The sequence below is a fragment of the Sellimonas sp. genome (assembly GCF_047234585.1).
Lineage (GTDB): Bacteria > Bacillota > Clostridia > Lachnospirales > Lachnospiraceae > Sellimonas > Sellimonas caecigallum.
This window is the reverse complement of record NZ_JBKSWG010000013.1, coordinates 45,748-62,394: the sequence shown is the minus strand read 5'-3', so window position 1 is coordinate 62,394 and position 16,647 is coordinate 45,748. Positions and strand designations below refer to the sequence as shown.

13 protein-coding genes are annotated in these 16,647 nt (G+C 46.3%); all 13 read left to right on the top strand.

All coding sequences use genetic code 11. The features are described from left to right. The first annotated feature begins 12 nt into the window (after window positions 1–12). On the top strand, window positions 13–2,364 hold the full coding sequence (locus ACLROL_RS07060; RefSeq protein ID WP_413067560.1) for a helix-turn-helix domain-containing protein: 2,352 nt from the start codon (window positions 13–15) through the stop codon (window positions 2,362–2,364). A 195-nt stretch (window positions 2,365–2,559) separates the two neighbouring features. Next, on the top strand, window positions 2,560–3,813 hold the full coding sequence (locus tag ACLROL_RS07055) for a nucleotidyltransferase family protein (protein WP_413067559.1): 1,254 nt from the start codon (window positions 2,560–2,562) through the stop codon (window positions 3,811–3,813). Between the two features lie 138 nt (window positions 3,814–3,951). Further along, a complete protein-coding gene (locus tag ACLROL_RS07050; RefSeq protein ID WP_413067558.1) occupies window positions 3,952–4,239 on the top strand; it encodes a PqqD family protein in 288 nt (95 codons plus the stop codon). Between the two features lie 150 nt (window positions 4,240–4,389). After that, window positions 4,390–4,806, top strand: a complete 417-nt coding sequence (locus ACLROL_RS07045) for a hypothetical protein (protein ID WP_413067557.1) — start codon at window positions 4,390–4,392, stop codon at window positions 4,804–4,806. A 99-nt stretch (window positions 4,807–4,905) separates the two neighbouring features. Beyond that, on the top strand, window positions 4,906–6,030 hold the full coding sequence (locus tag ACLROL_RS07040) for a radical SAM protein (RefSeq protein ID WP_413067556.1): 1,125 nt from the start codon (window positions 4,906–4,908) through the stop codon (window positions 6,028–6,030). Further along, window positions 6,017–6,874: a hypothetical protein gene (locus tag ACLROL_RS07035; protein ID WP_413067555.1), complete on the top strand. Its 858-nt coding sequence runs from the start codon at window positions 6,017–6,019 to the stop codon at window positions 6,872–6,874. The genes ACLROL_RS07040 and ACLROL_RS07035 overlap by 14 nt, the downstream gene beginning before the upstream one ends. Before the next feature lie 65 nt (window positions 6,875–6,939). Next, entirely contained in the window at window positions 6,940–8,727 is a 1,788-nt protein-coding gene (locus ACLROL_RS07030; protein WP_413067554.1) for an ABC transporter ATP-binding protein, read from the top strand. Between the two features lie 10 nt (window positions 8,728–8,737). Further along, window positions 8,738–9,199 carry a S24/S26 family peptidase gene (locus ACLROL_RS07025; RefSeq protein WP_413067553.1) on the top strand — a complete coding sequence of 154 codons (462 nt, stop codon included), beginning with the start codon at window positions 8,738–8,740 and terminating at the stop codon, window positions 9,197–9,199. 92 nt (window positions 9,200–9,291) lie between these two features. Further along, a complete protein-coding gene (locus ACLROL_RS07020) occupies window positions 9,292–10,053 on the top strand; it encodes a tyrosine-protein phosphatase (RefSeq protein ID WP_413067552.1) in 762 nt (253 codons plus the stop codon). Between the two features lie 15 nt (window positions 10,054–10,068). After that, window positions 10,069–10,938 carry an immunoglobulin-like domain-containing protein gene (locus ACLROL_RS07015; RefSeq protein WP_413067551.1) on the top strand — a complete coding sequence of 290 codons (870 nt, stop codon included), beginning with the start codon at window positions 10,069–10,071 and terminating at the stop codon, window positions 10,936–10,938. A 4-nt stretch (window positions 10,939–10,942) separates the two neighbouring features. Next, window positions 10,943–12,403 carry a polysaccharide biosynthesis tyrosine autokinase gene (locus tag ACLROL_RS07010; RefSeq protein ID WP_413067550.1) on the top strand — a complete coding sequence of 487 codons (1,461 nt, stop codon included), beginning with the start codon at window positions 10,943–10,945 and terminating at the stop codon, window positions 12,401–12,403. A gap of 6 nt (window positions 12,404–12,409) precedes the next feature. Beyond that, complete coding sequence (locus ACLROL_RS07005) at window positions 12,410–13,909, top strand: polysaccharide biosynthesis tyrosine autokinase (protein WP_413067549.1); 1,500 nt, start codon at window positions 12,410–12,412, stop codon at window positions 13,907–13,909. Window positions 13,910–14,264: 355 nt separating this feature from the next. Continuing rightward, a partial coding sequence (locus ACLROL_RS07000) for a hypothetical protein (RefSeq protein ID WP_413067548.1) occupies window positions 14,265–16,647 on the top strand: 2,383 nt, incomplete at its 3' end.

Sequence of the window (16,647 nt, the reverse complement as noted above, 5' to 3'; positions counted from 1 at the left end):
AGGAATCGCAGTATGGGGTTAAATGATACAGTGAGAGTAGACAAAACTGGGCCGGTTGAGGAGATGATCGAACGTTCGGCTGTAATTTGCCTGTATGGAATATCAGGTATCGGTAAGAAAACATTAGTACGGATGATGCTGGAAAAACATTCCGAAGTGTATCCGCTCATTTGTTCCATAGAAGACTTGTCTCCGGTTCCGCGGGAGGAGAGGCAGGGAAAAGCATGTACATGGTACCTTGTAAGACCTCTGGAGGAACGTCCGTATCCGGGACTAAATGAAAAATTCTGGGATTTTCTGCGGAAAGTGCCTCGGGAAGACAAGGTTATCCTGGCGACAGGAGGGAAGCTGCCGGAGGAGCTGCTTGAATTTTTCTGGAACGGAGTGATGGATATTGTCTATCCAAGTACATTCTGGTTTACGAGAACAGAGACATATCGCTATATCAAAGCACAGAAAAGCAGGCTGGACTGCGAGCAGGCCTACCGCTTTACCGGAGGGTGGGCAGGATGCCTTGCCCTGATGGTAAGGATATTGCGGCAGTATCCGGACAGATGGTCCACGAAGGAACTTTGGAGCCGATATGAAATCCGGCAGTATATCCGGAAGCAAATTCTGGATCGTCTCCCGGAAGACGAGAAAAAGCTGCTGCAGGAGCGGGCCGCTTTTCCGAGGCTGGAGCGTGAGCTTGTAAGTCTTCTATGGGAGGATGCACAGGAAGAGCTGGAGGAGAATCTGTTTGTCCGGGGGATCATGGTTTTTGTTCCGGAACAGAAGTACTGGTACATTCAGCCCATCATCCGCCTGGAAATTCCTGCCGTCATTGATGAAAAGAGATGCCAAAAGGCAATCTGGTGGTATGAAAAGAAAGGATATGCTGCGGAGGCGATAGAGTGCTGTCTGAGGATGAAAGATCAGGTCAGACTGCGGGAATGCCTCATCCGAAATTTCACAAAGGTTCCCTTTTTGCCATATTTGCCGAAGCTCGATGTGGGCAGACCAGATACTCCGGAATTATTTTATATTCGCTGGATGGAAGTATTCTTTCGCCAGGATACCGCGGAGATGCGAAAATGGTATAAAAGAGCAGAAGCATGTCTGAAGTGGGCGGAAAGAACGGGCAGACAGCGGGAGATGTGGAAAGAAGTATTTTTCAACATCGCATACACCAACCCGGAGATTTCTATGGATGAATGGATGGGTTTACTGGAAAAGCTGATAGATCCGGGAAAGCCGATCCGCCTCTACGATATGCCAGGGGAAGCAGTCTCTTGGCTTAGCGGTCTTAGAGATCTCTCTGAATTGTTCTCCAAATCGAAAGAGCAGGAATCCCATTACAGAAAAGTGTGGTTTGCTTGCCTTTCAGAGGAAAATAGGCTTGGATACGAAATCGCCCGTACAGAATACTTGTATCAGACAGATCAGATTGCCAGGGAACCGGAGAGGGCGCTGAACCTTCTGCCTTTACAGTCTTCCTGGAAGATCCGTGTAGGTATCCTCTTTTTGATGTATCTCTTTGTGGAGGGATCCAGGGAAAAAGGCATCATCTCAGAAAAAATGGGACCATTGCTGGAATTTCTGAAACACGAGGAGGATGAAATCTGCCGCTACAACTCCATGTCATTGTACTATCTGGCAGAAGCCCGGGCAGGAGAAAAGGAACATCTTGTTCGCTGGTTTCGGGATACCGGCGGAGAGATTGTAAATAAAGCAGGAAAAACAAAACTGCATCTGATGGCTGCAGTCAAAGTGCATCTCTTTCTGGGAAATTATGATGCGGCAAGGAAGGCGTTGGACTTGTTTTTGCCTTACGTGGAGAAAAATAAGATATGGAAGTACTGGGCGGAAGCTCTCTTTCAAAGGGCGCTCGTTGAAAAAGAACTGGGAAGTGACACGGCAGCCATGCGGTACCTTGCTGAGTCTTTTCGGATCGCGGAGCCATTCCGATATGTCTATATTTATATAGGATACGGAAAGAAAGGAGAGAAGCTCCTTTGTGAATACAGGGAATGGGTGGAGGCGGGAACAGTCACTGTGCAGAAAAGAAAAAAGAAGTATTACTACCGCAACGTGAAGACGATGCCGCTCCTTGACTGGCTGGACTTTATTATAAGAAAAGCAGGCAAAAATCAAGGGAAATATCTCGAGGAGCGTACAGGAGGAAAAGGGCAGGAAGTTCTGACGGAAACAGAGAAACTCATTTTTCAATACCTGGATCGCGGATACAGCAATTCCGAGATCGCGGAAAAGATGAATGTAAAGATTACGACAGTAAAGAGCCATATCTATAATATCTACAAAAAACTAGGGGTGTCCACCAGAGCACAGGCTTTGAGCATTGGAAAGGAACAGAAAATATATTAAAAATCATGAGAGATTTCTCATACTTAAGTATGAGGAGCCTCTCTTTTTTTTGCGCTAAAATTTTCTATATTTCAGGAAGTCGGAGGCAAAGCAATGGAACTCCGGCTTCGATTTATTTCTGGATGTTTTTGGAAAATATTTCCGCAACAGATAAAAACAAGGCAGAACAAGAAAGACGGAAAAGAGTGGTGCAATATGGAAAAAGAGATGAAAAACAGAAAATTTCTCGAAGCGCTTCGCTTGTATCTTGCAGGACAGAAGGCGGATTGGAATGAGACATGGACAGAAGGCGAGTGGATGGAGTTCTTTAAGCTGTGTGAGGAGCAGCAAGTACTTCCGATGATATACGATGCGGTGTATACTTGCCCGGCTTTCCAGACGCTGCAGCAAGGGACAGTTCAGATGATCAAAAGCCGTATGCTCCGGAAAGTGATGCTCCAGACAATGAAGACAGAAGAATTCCTTGTTCTGTATAGAAAACTTGCAGATCAGGGAGTGACCCCGCTTGTGGTCAAAGGGATCATCTGCCGGAATCTGTATCGGGATCCGGATTATCGGACTTCCAGCGATGAAGATCTGCTTATCCCAAGAGAGCAGTTTTCGAAATGTCATGAAATCTTTACGGAAAATGGCCTGCTTTGCCCAAATTCAGAGGAAAATATTTGGGAAGCCGGAGAAGTACCTTATGTAAAAAAGAATTCCGCCCTTTATATCGAATTACATAAAGAACTTTTTCCATCGGAATCGGATGCATATGGCGATTTCAACTCCGTGTTTGATGAAATATTTGAAAAGAAAATGTCATGCCAGATTAACGGTATGGAAGTATTTACTTTAAGTCCGACAGACCACCTGTTATATTTGCTTCTGCATGCATTTAAACACTTTTTACACAGCGGTTTTGGTATCCGTCAGGTATGTGACATCGTGATGTTTGCCAATACATATGGTTCTCAGATTGACTGGGAGGAAGTACTGGAGAAATGCAGAAGATTTCATGGCGATCTCTTTGCAGCCTCTTTGTTCGATATAGGGGAAAAGGAGCTGGATTTTGACAGAGAAAAAGCCTGCTATCCGGAAAGCTGGATATCTCTGGAAGCAGATGGAAAAGACCTTCTGGAGGATCTGTTGGACGCGGGCGTGTTTGGAGACGCTACCATGAGCAGAAAGCACAGCAGCAATATGACGCTTCAGGCGGTAACCGAAGATAAAAAAGGACAGACTGCAAAAGCTTCTCTCATGCATTCCCTTTTTCCAGAAAGAGAATATATGGAACGGACTTATACATATATAAAGAGACATCCATTCCTTCTGCCTGTGGCATGGGTACAGCGCATATTCCATTATATCAGGGAGACGGGAAAAATAAGTGAGAACAGCGCTATCGAATCTGTCCAGATAGGAAACAAAAGAATAGGACTGCTGAAGAAATATAAGATCATACAATAATCTTATCCCGACTCTTCATATTTATCCGCAGTTTTGTGTGGGAGGAATTGGAAACCATATCTTGTTGACGATTGGCTCAGAACCGATTATAATAAGAACAGTTAAGACGAAATGACACAAAGCAGGAGTACATAACACATGAGGATTGTAAAAGAGTTCATTATGCGCACTGTCGCAGGGGAGACGATTCTTGTACCGACTGGAGCTGCGGCGGAAGAGTTTAACGGGATGCTGACTTTGACGGAGACAGCCAAGGTCATCTGGGAAAATCTGGAGAAAGTAGACAGCCTGGATGAGATGGTGCATGTGCTGACAGAGCAGTTTGAAGTGGATCAGGAAACCGCAAAGCAGGATACGGCGGCGCTTGTCTCTGAATTGCTGCGCATCGGTTTCATCGAATGCACAAAAGAAGACAGAACATGGTAACTTCAGGTATGTGGAGAGGAAAAGAAAACGATGAAATCAGCATTGAAAAAGCTTGACTTCTTCGTATACTAAGAGTATAGTTAAAAAGTAATAGATGTAAAAAAAGAGGTTTTACAATAGAAAGTTTTCAAAGACAAGGAGTGGAAAATTATGAAAAGAGAATATGTAAGGCCAATGATGAGAGGGGAAGTATTTGCGGCAAACGAGTATGTTGCTGCATGTGGCGACAGTGGTGTCGTATACAAATTTAAGTGTGACGCTGGCGATGGAGTATGGGGAAGCGTTTATCAGGAAACCAATGGTAGACCGGGACTTCAGACGGGAAGAGGTGGTGATGATAAAATAGCATCGTATGACACCTTTTTGGGACTCCCGATAAGTGGATTTCATTCTTGTGAAACTACTCATGAAGCAGAATCGAATAGTGGGTTTTATGACGGATATTACTGTGCACGGGGAAATACCAGCAATCCTGTTTCAGTAATTATCTGGAAGGGTAACCATAATGATAATGTTCATTGTACCACAAACCTTGATCAGGATTCATGGGAAACAGCTAAATCTTGATAAATACATAATAACAAATAGACCGGAAAGTGTTCCGGTCTATTTTCAGTTAAGGATTACACTGAAACTGGAAGCAACAACAATAGGAGGACTATAGATATGGATCTGATGGAAGATACAACGACTGTGGAGCGGATGCTGCTGGATCAAGCCAGACGGACAAGGACTCCTGCCAATGGGAGTATCGAACTTTTGCCTCTTTGCAACATGAATTGCGCCATGTGCTATGTCCGATTAAGCAGAGAGGAGATGGAGCAAAAAGGAAGGATGCGCACTGCGGATGAGTGGTTGGAGATTGGACGCCAGATGCAGAAGAGTGGCGTGTTGTTTTTACTTTTGACAGGAGGAGAACCGCTGCTTTTTCCGGAATTCAAAAAAGTGTATCTCGGACTGCGGGAGATGGGAATGATCCTTACGATCAACACTAACGGAACCTTGATAGACGAAGAGTGGGCGGCGTTTTTTGGCGCCCATAGACCAAGGAGGATCAACATTACGCTGTACGGCACAGAAGAAGAGACGTACCGGGATCTCTGTCATTATCCGGGCGGGTTTGAAAAGACCATTCGGGCGATTCGCCTCCTGCGGGAACATGGGGTGGATGTAAAAGTGGGCGGAAGCCTGACAAAAGAGAATGCGAAAGACCTGGATAAGATTCTGGATATGGAAGAGGAACTTCAGGTCCCGGTGCGGATCGATACGTATATGATGCCTGCAGAGCGGGAGCGGAGCGCACCGTTCGATATGCAGGCGCGCCTCAATCCGGAGGATGCGGCCAGAGCAAGGGTTCATGCTTTGAAGCGAGAGATGGGGCCGGAGCTGTTTCCTCAGTATGTGCGGCAGTCCATCAAGCAGGTGGAGAGGGAGCAGACGGAACCGGCGGCTCCGAGACCTGTAACGTGCATGGCGGGCCGGTGTTCGTTTACCATCAACTGGCAGGGAGAGATGCGCCCGTGTGTCATCATGACGGAACCGGCGGTTTCCGTGTTTGAGGTGGGATTTGAGAAGGCGTGGCAGTATATCGTGGAAGAGACCGGCAGGATTTTCTTAAATTCCAGATGCAGTGTGTGCCGTCTCAGACATTTGTGCAGGACGTGCGCGGCTGCAGCGCTTCTTGAGGAGGGAAGTTATGACCGCGTACCGGAGTATTTGTGTCGCTATGCGGAAGAGTCGCTGCGGCTTTTGAAAATGGAACAGGAGGAAATGGAAGATGGAGAGGACTGAGACATTTCAGATTGGCGATTTTTGCTTTCAGCTTCGGTATCCGAAGGAGATTACTCCTCCGCCGAATTTCATGCTGTTTCGGAAAGAGGGGGCAGCTCCGGAGTACGAATACGAGATCCAAATCCGTTCTGATTTTCCAAAGGCCGCAGGCCGGCAGACGGCGATGAGGCCGGATCTGGCCGTATTTACAGATGGGAACCGGGAGATGCGGTTCATCGGAGTGAAAGGTACGGAGGGATATTATGCCTGCTATGAGGAGACGACGGACAGATCGGCCCGGATTTATCTGGATCCGGCTCGCCTGGAAGGACTGAATATCGACCCCGTGTTTTCTTCTCTGATGGCGCTGGAGAGGCGGCTGATTTCGAGAGACAGCCTGATCCTCCACTGTGCCTATGTGGAATATAAGGGAAAGGCCATCCTTTTTTCCGCCCCATCCGAGACAGGGAAAACGACTCAGGCCAACCTGTGGGAAAAGTACCGGGGAAGTCGGACGGTCAACGGGGACCGGGGACTGCTCACAAGAAAAGGAAATGAGTGGATCGTGCAGGGGTGGCCTGTGTGCGGTACATCCGAAATCTGTCAGAATGAGACCATGCCGGTCCGGGCCATCGTCATGCTGGAGCAGGCGAAAGAAGATCACGCAAGACTGCTTACAAAAGGGGAGGCATTCTCCCTTCTCTACAGCCAGATTACTATCAATCGGTGGAATACCCAGGCCCATATGTACGCCATGGATTTGATCGAAGACGTGCTGTCCCACATTCCGGTATATCAGCTTGGGTGTACGATATCCCGGCATGCGGTAGACTGTCTGGATGATGCAATGCATCTGTCATGTTGACATTCGTGATGATAGAACGTATACTAGTCTCGTAATTTTATTTTGAACAGCAAAGTGAGGGACTTATGCAGGAAGAAGAAAAAGATCAGAAGTCCCCGTCTTTTGAATCGCTGGACATTTTGATTTCCAGGTGGAAAGACGGGACTTTTTCAGAGATTATAGATGACTGGAAATGGATTTTCAGTTACAGCGCAAGATACAAGGGGGCCATTGCATTTTATACCTTCCTTGGAATCTTCAGTACGTCCATGGGACTTGTCAGCAGTGTGGCCAGTAAATATATGATTGATATCATTACCGGACATGAGGTAAGCAAGCTTTGGGTTATGGTTCTGATCATGGTGGGGAGTTCCGCCTTCAGTCTGTTGTTTAGCAGTATTATCAACCGGATTTCCGCAAAGCTCAGCATCGATATCAACAACGACATTCAGGCGGATATTTTTGACAAGATCGTCGATGCCGACTGGCTTTCCTTGAATCAGTATTCGAATGGGGATATTCTCAACCGATTTAACGGAGATATCGGGACAGTCAGCAGCAATGCCATAAGCTGGCTTCCGACGATCCTCATCGCCATATACAATTTCATCGCCACATTTTTCGTGATTCTCCATTACGACTGGATCATGGCTGTGATCGCACTTGGAAGTGCGCCGTTCATGCTTTTGATGTCACGGTTTACTATTAAGAAGCAGAGGGATTACAGTCAGAAAGTGCGGGAGATGAGCAGTGATCTGATGACGTTCGAGGTGGAAGCTTTTTACAATTTTGATACCATCAAGTCTTTTGGTGTGGCGGATCATTACAGCAAAAAGATGCGCTGGTGGCAGAGAAAGTTCCGGGACATCAGCCTGAAATACAATTTGTTTACCATCAAGACAAATATTTTCCTGTCCATCCTCGGCATGATCGTACAGTTTACGGCGTTTGGATACTGCCTGTTCCGCCTTTGGACCAACGATATCACTTACGGGACGATGACGCTGTTTTTGCAGCAGAGGAGTAATCTTTCATCCGCTTTCAATAAAGTCGTTTCGATTATTCCGTCTTTCCTGAACAGCTCGGTATCGGCACACCGGATCCGTGAGCTGGTAGAGCTTCCAAAGGAAGTCCATATTCCGGAAAGCGGAAGTATGGATCAGTATGTGGAGGATGGGTTTGAGATTTCCATGCAAAACGTGAACTTTTCCTATGTGGATGGTGCGAAAGTCATCACGGATTCCGCCTTTAAGGCTTCTCCGGGAGAGATCGTAGCTTTGGTTGGCCCGTCAGGAGAGGGAAAGACAACGATGATCCGTCTCATCCTTGGATTGATCCGCCCGCAGGAGGGCGAGGTTCATATGGTGGCGGCCAACGGATCCAGGATCCGGATGAATGCGGAGACAAGGCATCTGTTTGCCTACGTGCCTCAGGGAAACACCATTATATCCGGAACCATTGCGGAGAATATGCGTCTTGTGAAGGAAGACGCAACGGACGAAGAAATTGTGGAAGCGCTGAAGATCGCGTGTGCGTGGGATTTCGTGGAAAAGCTTCCGGATACGATCAACGCAAATCTGGGAGAGAGGGGCCGCGGACTTTCCGAAGGACAGGCCCAGCGGATTGCCATTGCAAGAGCAGTGCTCCGGGATGCGCCGATCCTTTTGCTGGATGAGGCTACATCGGCTCTCGATGTGACGACAGAGAGAACGGTACTGCGAAATATCGTAAAGCAGCATCCGAACAAAACATGTATCGTGACGACGCACAGGCCGAGTGTTCTGAATCTTTGCCAGAGAGTTTACCGTGTTATGGAGACAAAGGTTACAGAGCTGAGTGAAGAAGAATCAAGCCGCATGGCCATGGATTTTTAAAGGAGCAGAAATGATGGAGACAAAGATTGTCGACACAAGGGAATATGTATCTGTACTTCGGGAGCTGGCGGAGACAGGGAAGGTCGTTTCTATGCAGATTGCAGGGAGCAGTATGGCTCCCTTTCTCATTCACCGGAGGGATTTCATTTTCTTTACAAGGCCGGACCGGGAACTAAAGCGCGGAGATATGGTGTTCTATCAGCGCAAAGACGGGCGATATGTGATGCATCGGATTTGCAGGAAAGCGCCCGAAGGATATTACATGATAGGGGACGGACAGACGGAGATCGAAGGGCCGCTGGACAGGAATCAGATTTTTGCCCGTGTCATTAAAGTAAAGCGGAAAGGGAAAATGATGGAGGCAGGAGATTTCTGGTGGGAATTTTTCGAACATGTGTGGATTCGAGTGATTCCGCTGCGCAGGGTTCTTTTGTCCGTTTACAGTATCAAAAACAGGATGAAGTTCCGATAAAAAATGGTAGAAAGTGCAGGTTGTTACAGGCGGCAATTCTGTGATATAATAGGAAACGATTGAATAAAAGAAAGCAGAACAAGGAAGATGACATGATAGATATACATACACACATTCTGCCAGGGCTGGACGACGGCGCACAGGATTTATACGATACAATTGAGATGGCGGTTATGGCATATGAGAGTGGTACGACGGATATCGTTGCCACGCCCCACTGCAATATTCCGGGAATCTTTGAAAATTACTTCGGAATCCGCTATGCGGAAGCGTTTCGCTCGGCGAAAAGGGTTCTTGAGAAAGAGCAGATCCCCATCAATCTCATGCCTGGGATGGAAGTGTTTGCTACATCGGATCTTCCGCGGCTTTTATCGGACGGAAAGATCATGACGATCAATCGGACAAAGTATGTTTTGATGGAGTTTGATTTTGAGGAGGATCCGGATTTCACTTTTTATATCCTGGAAAGGACATTGGATGTCGGGGCAAGGCCTATCGTCGCCCATGCGGAACGGTATCGCTTTGTACAGGGCGATCTAAAGATTGTTGAAAAGTGGCGTAAGATGGGGATCCGTATTCAGGTCAATAAAGGAAGCTTTCTTGGCAGGTTCGGGAGCCGGGCCCGGCATACGGCTTACTTCCTCCTGGACCATGGCCAGATCACGTCTATAGCAAGCGACGCCCACGGGGTGGAGAGAAGGACGACGGATATGGCGGAGGTATATGATTTGCTTTTGGAGAATTATCCTGAGAAATATCTGGATTTGCTGTTTCAGATCAATCCCAGACTGATTTGCGCAGGGCAGAATACGAAACGGTTTAGCGGAACGATGCATAAAAGAGAGAAAATGTAGCAGGGAGCAGAAGACATGAGAAAAGTAAGGTTAGCAGTTGTGGTTTTGTTTGTATTGTCGCTGATTGGATTGGGCGGTTATATCGTTTTTGACAAGATTACCCGGGATACGACGCCGCCGGTCATGAGCTGTGACTCGGAAAGCATTACGGTCAGTGTGGAGGCGGACGAAAAGGAACTCCTGAAAGGAGTCAGTGCGCGGGATAACAAGGATGGAGATCTCACTGATTCTGTGCGGATCGCATCTATGTCCCGATTTACAGAAAATGGCAAGAGGACCATTCGATATGTAGTATTTGATTCGTCTAACAATGCGGCGGAGATCAGCAGAGAAGTCCAGTATACGGACTATACTCCTCCGCAGATACAGCTAAGCGAGGCACTTCGTTATAAGGAGGAAGACCTGAAAGAGCTGGATATGGGGGCAGGAATGACGGCCACGGATTGTCTGGATGGGGATATTACGAACAAGATACGTGCAGGTTTAAATGATGACGTCTATATCAATGGCCCAGGCACATATGCGCTTACAGCGCAGGTAAGCAACAGCGCAGGAGATACATGTGTCGTTCCGCTGGAGCTTACCGTCGTAGATTCGGAAAACCGGGATGAAGGCCTGAGGTATTATCCGATGCTTTCACAGTATATCGTTTACACAAAGAAAGGACAGAAGATTGATCCGGCTTCTTATCTTCAAGGACTGGAACATAACGGAACAGGATATTTCTTTGGGGACAGAGGACTTAGCGATGCGGACGCCGGGGATGTGTCTGCAAATGATCAGACAGATTACAACACTCCGGGGACATATACAGTGGAATATACATATACTTCAGAAGATGGCATCACAGGAACGACTAAACTGACGGTAGTAGTGGAGGAGTAAAGTCATGGAAAAGAATGCGAATGACAATATAACCCAATATTGGAATGAAAACAAACTGGAGCCGGTCACGCTGATTCATGATATCCTTGTGAACTGGTGGGTTATTCTGCTTGGAGCGATAACGGCTGCTATGATTGCGTTCGTGGCATCCAATATGCTGTATGTTCCGCAGTACACTACATCTGCAACGTTTGCGGCGGTGTCCAGAAGTGGCGCCGGATCCTATTCATCACTCGGGAATGCAAACAGTATGGCGGAGACTTTTGGAAAGATTATAAAGAGTTCTTCCATGCAGAAGATCCTTCAGAAAGAGCTTGGGAAAAATGAGATTGATGCGGATATTCAGACTTCCCTTGTAGGGGAGACAAACCTTCTGGAACTTCGGGTTACTTCTTCTTCACCAAGAGAGGCCTTTGATGTGATCAACACGATTATGGAGCATTATTCGGATATTTCCTATTATTCTCTTGGCAGTGCGATTTTGGAACCGCTGCAGGAACCGGGGATTCCGCTTTCCCCGACCAATCCGTTAAATGCAAACTCCATGAGTAAAAAAGCATTTCTGGGTGCGGGTGTTCTTCTTGTCCTTCTGTTTGCAGTTCTTTCTTATCTGAAAGACACAGTCAAGAGAGAAGATGAGGTGGAAAGCAAACTGGACGCCAAAAGCCTTGGCGCGATTCCATTTGAATATAAGTATAAATCAATTTCCGATCTGATACACAGAAAAAAAGAGGGACTGTTGATCAACAACCCATTGGCAGGATTCGACTTTGTGGAAAGTAATAAAAAGATGGCGTCTCGTGTAGAGTACCAGATGGAAGAAAGCAAAGCGAAAGTGCTTGTCGTGACAAGTGTATCTGAGAATGAAGGAAAATCTACGGTTGCCGCGAATCTGGCCATTACTCTGGCAGAAAAATCAGGCAGGGTGGTCATCATAGACGGGGACCTCAGACGGCCATCTCAGTTCCTGCTTCTCGGGAAACGGGTACCGGAAGAAAAAGAGCTGGGCGAATATCTGAAAGGAAATCTTCAGATGAGAGATGTTTTGATGGAAAGCAACTTCCCGGGGCTGATTTATATAGGCGGTAAGAATTGCTACTCGTCTTCCACAGAACTTGTTCAGAACGGAAAACTGGAAGAACTGATCAAACAGCTGCGCAGTCAGGTAGATTACATCATCATTGACAGCCCTCCGGCGGGGATTATCGGAGACTCGGAAATCTATGCTTCCTATGCGGACGCAGTGATGCTCGTATCAAGGCAGAATTATATTTTGGCAGAAGACATCAACGATACGCTTGACCGATTCCGTGATTTGAAATGCCGTGTGATTGGGGTTGTATTAAACGGTGTGATGACATTCGGCGGTTTTACAAGTGCAGCAGTGGGCAAGTACAGCAAATATGGATATGGTAGATATGGAAAATATGCAAAATACACGAAAATGCACCGGAATGGAGAATAAGACGAAATGAGTGAAAGAAGCGAATTGACAGAGAATGAAAAAATCAGTGAAGCGGAAAAAATTGATATTGTCAACGTGATTTCCGACTTCTTATATGGAATAAAAAGACTATGGTTTCTGATGATCATTCTGATCGTGGGATTTGCGGCCTATTCCTATTTTTCCACTAGCGTTTCTTATGTGCCGCAGTATGTTGCGTCTGCTACGATGACAGTCACAACACCAACCGGAGGCGGAGGGTATGTTGATGCGAATTCCGCTGCGCAGATGGCGGAAGTATTTCCGTATATACTTGAAAGCGGAGCACTGCAGGAAGTGGTGGCCCAGGAGATGGGTGTAGATGCAATCCAGGGATCGATCGATGTCACTGCAGAGGAAGGAACAAATCTTCTGACTATCTCTGTAACCTCCGGAAATGCGCAGATGGCGTATGACACATTGCAGCAAGTCATCGAATCGTATCCGCAGGTCGCAGAATTTGTCCTTGGGGAGACAAAGCTGGAAGTCCTGGATGAGACAGGGGTGCCGAAAGATACACAAAAGCAGACAGTGATCCGTGGATCTTACAAAAGAGGTGCTCTGAAAGGTGCCATTGTCGCTTTTGTGATTTTATGTATCTATGTACTGAGCAGAAGAACGGTAAAATCCAAAGATAGGCTGAAACAGTATATCAATCTTCCGGATATGGGCAGCATCCCCTTCATAAAAGCGAAGAAAAGACGGAAGAACAGAAAAAATGCGGAACTTTCTCTCCTAAATGAACGCATCCCGTCACATTACACGGAATCTATACGTAAACTGCGGCTTAGAGTTCTAAAAGAAATGGAAGATCAGAATCTGAAGACGCTTCTTGTGACAAGTTCTGTGCCAGGCGAAGGCAAAACCACTCTGGCTGTTAATTTGGCCGTCTCTCTTGCAAAACAGGGAAAAAAAGTGATTTTGGTAGACTGTGATCCACGTAATCCTTCTGTTGCAGCTTTGATGGGAGAAGAAAAGGAACACCCGGGAATCGGAGAAGTCCTGAGAGGCAATGTTTCGTTGACAGAAGCATTGACGAAGGTGGATCTCCCGGAGGGCGCAATGCTTGTCCTTTTCGGAGGAAAGCCAAGCCAGGCGGATGCCTCCCTTCTTGGAAAGAAAGAGATGAGGAAACTTTTAAGTACAATGTCCAAAAGTGCGGACTATGTCATTCTTGACACGGCGCCGGCGGAATTGCTGGCCGATGCCGCTATGTTGGCGAGACATGTTGACGCAGCTCTCTATGTGGTAAGATACAATTATACAAAACTATCTAAAATCAGAAGCGGTATCCAGACACTGAATATGAGCAGTCTCCATATGCTGGGCTATGTTTTTAACGGCGATTTAAGTGAAAAAGGAAAACGATACGGCTACGGATATGGTGGATATGGCTATAAATATGGTTATGGATATCGTCATTACGGATATTATGGGCAGAGAAAAGGTAAGAAAGAAGATAAGTCAGGCCGTGTTATAAAAGAATAAGGAGCAGTATGAATAGAAGACGTCGAGTTTTGAAACTCGACGTCTTTTTGTGTCCATTGTTTTGCTCTTGAAACAGATCTTCTTTTTAAAATCAATAACCGGCATTGTGAAGTGATAAAAATGACAAAAAAGTGGTAAAAAAGAGTCATCCAATATATGGAAAATATGGAAAATGTTGGTTGACAAAAATATAGGGGAGGGGTAGAATGAAAGTGTTTAAATATGTGCTGAAGGTATAATACGGTGGCATATCGGAACAGACAGACTATTACTGTGATACAGCAATATTTAAACAGAAATATCATTCCTTGAAATTATGAAAAAGTAGAGGGAGAAAATTAGGAGGAGATACTAGATGTACAGGAAAAAGTTGATGCGTGCATGCATCACAGCTATTCTGGCAGCTTCTGTGGCAGCTACAAGTGCACCGGTTACACTTGCGGCAGATGCGAATGCGGCTTCTGTGGCAGAACAGAACACAGCAGATGAAAGCAGCCAGGAAACCGTCTCTATGAATATACAATTCATAGATGGCAACGGCGATGTTGTCGCTGGCGGAGATTACTTTGTACCGGCAGGAGTACAGAATTATTCTGTGCTTGCACAGTATGTACCGGAGGGCTACAAGATAACAGAAAGCGGTGATTTCTTCGCAGAACAAGGTGGAAAACTTGAAGTGAATGTTTGGCTGTATGTTACGATGAACATTCAGTTCAAATGTGGAGAAGAAGTAATCGCCGGCGGCGACTATGAGGTGCCGGCTGGATGGCAAAAGTTTTCCGAACTGGAACAGTATCTGCCTGAAGGATATCAGTTCAAAGAAGACGGCGGTTTCTTCGGATCTGACGGACAGAAACTGGTTATTGATGTAGAGAAGATCCAGAAAGATGTCACGATGAACATCCAGTTCAAGGATGGCGACGAAGTGGTAGCAGGCGGCGACTACACAGTACCGGAAGGAGTACAGAACTACTCTGTACTGGAACAGTATGTGCCGGAAGGATATGAAATGACAGTATCCGGTGATTTCAATGCAGAAGAAGGCGGCAAACTGGTAGTCAGCATCAAAAAGATCCAGAAAGATGTTATCATGAACATCGTCTTCAAAGACAGCGAAGGCAACAATGTTGGAGGCGGAGATTACTTCCTCCCGGAAGGAGTACAGAACTACTCCATCTTAGAAAAGTATGTACCGGAAGGATATCAGATGATAGCATCTGGAGACTTTATGGTAACAGAAGGAGAATCTCTGGATGTAACTGTAGAGAAGATCCAGAAAGATGTCACGATGAACATCCAGTTCAAGGATGGCGATGAAGTGGTAGCAGGCGGCGACTACACAGTACCGGAAGGAGTGCAGAACTACTCCGTACTGGAACAGTATGTGCCAGAAGGATATGAAATGACAGTATCCGGTGATTTCAATGCAGAAGAAGGCGGCAAACTGGTAGTCAGCATCAAAAAGATCCAGGAAGATGTGAGGATGAACATCGTGTTTAAATGTGGGGACGAAGTGATCGCAGGCGGCGATTACATGGTTCCGGCAGGAGTTCAGAATTACTCTGTATTGGAAAGCCTTGTACCGGAAGGATATCAGATGACAGTGTCTGGTGACTTCTATGCAGAAGATGGCGGAAAGCTGGAAATCAACATCGAGAAGATTCAGAAAGATGTGATCATGAATATCCAGTTCAAGGATGGCGATGAAGTGGTAGCAGGCGGCGACTACTTTGTACCAGAAGGAGTACAGAACTACTCCGTACTGGAACAGTACGTACCGGAAGGATACGAGATGACAGTATCCGGAGATTTTATGGCAGTGGAAAATAGTACCCTGACTGTTCCTGTTCAGAAAATCAATAAAGAAGTCATCATGAACATTCAGTTCAAAGATGGCGATGAAGTGGTAGCGGGCGGCGATTACATGGTTCCAAGAGGAGTTCAGAACTACTCTGTATTGGAAAAATACGTACCGGAAGGATACGAAATGACAGTATCCGGCGACTTCATGGCAGAAGAAGGCGCACATCTGGACGTAAGCGTAGCAAAGAAATCCAAGGTTGTCATCATGAACATTGTGTTCAAAGATGGTGATGTGATCGTTGGTGGCGGAGACTACTTCGTGCCGAAGGGAGTACAGAACTACTCTGTACTGGAACAGTACGTACCGGTAGGATACAAGATGACAGTATCTGGCGACTTCATGGCAGAAGAAGACGGCAAACTGGAAGTCAGTGTAGAAAAAGTAGAAAAAGATGTAATCATGAATATCCGTTTCATGGATGGAGATGAGTTCATCGCAGGCGGAGATTACTTCGTACCGGAAGGAGTAAACAACTACTCTGTACTGGAACAGTATGTACCGGAAGGATACCGTATGACAGTATCCGGCGACTTTATGGCGACAGAAGGTGGCAAACTGGATGTCAACGTAGAGAAGATCAATAAAGAAGTGATCATGAACATCCGTTTCATGGATGGAGATGAATTCATCGCAGGCGGAGACTACTTCGTACCGGAAGGAGTACAGAACTACTCTATCCTGGAACAGTATGTGCCGGAAGGATACCGCATGACAGTATCCGGAGATTTCTTTGCAGAAGAAGGCGGCAAACTGGATGTCAACGTAGAAAAGATCCAGAAAGACGTTATCATGAACATCCGTTTCATGGAAGGCGATAAGTTCATCGCAGGCGGAGACTACTTCGTACCGGAAGGAGTACAGAACTACTCTATCC

Excerpts from the sequence above, each read along its gene's own strand:
- ACLROL_RS07010 (WP_413067550.1), top strand. The coding sequence starts at position 10,943 with ATGGAAAAGAATGCGAATGACAATATAACCCAATATTGGAATGAAAAC.
- ACLROL_RS07050 (WP_413067558.1), top strand. The coding sequence starts at position 3,952 with ATGAGGATTGTAAAAGAGTTCATTATGCGCACTGTCGCAGGGGAGACG.
- ACLROL_RS07020 (WP_413067552.1), top strand. The coding sequence starts at position 9,292 with ATGATAGATATACATACACACATTCTGCCAGGGCTGGACGACGGCGCA.
- ACLROL_RS07060 (WP_413067560.1), top strand. The coding sequence starts at position 13 with ATGGGGTTAAATGATACAGTGAGAGTAGACAAAACTGGGCCGGTTGAG.
- ACLROL_RS07045 (WP_413067557.1), top strand. The coding sequence starts at position 4,390 with ATGAAAAGAGAATATGTAAGGCCAATGATGAGAGGGGAAGTATTTGCG.
- ACLROL_RS07040 (WP_413067556.1), top strand. The coding sequence starts at position 4,906 with ATGGATCTGATGGAAGATACAACGACTGTGGAGCGGATGCTGCTGGAT.
- ACLROL_RS07025 (WP_413067553.1), top strand. The coding sequence starts at position 8,738 with ATGATGGAGACAAAGATTGTCGACACAAGGGAATATGTATCTGTACTT.
- ACLROL_RS07030 (WP_413067554.1), top strand. The coding sequence starts at position 6,940 with ATGCAGGAAGAAGAAAAAGATCAGAAGTCCCCGTCTTTTGAATCGCTG.
- ACLROL_RS07015 (WP_413067551.1), top strand. The coding sequence starts at position 10,069 with ATGAGAAAAGTAAGGTTAGCAGTTGTGGTTTTGTTTGTATTGTCGCTG.
- ACLROL_RS07005 (WP_413067549.1), top strand. The coding sequence starts at position 12,410 with ATGAGTGAAAGAAGCGAATTGACAGAGAATGAAAAAATCAGTGAAGCG.
- ACLROL_RS07035 (WP_413067555.1), top strand. The coding sequence starts at position 6,017 with ATGGAGAGGACTGAGACATTTCAGATTGGCGATTTTTGCTTTCAGCTT.
- ACLROL_RS07055 (WP_413067559.1), top strand. The coding sequence starts at position 2,560 with ATGGAAAAAGAGATGAAAAACAGAAAATTTCTCGAAGCGCTTCGCTTG.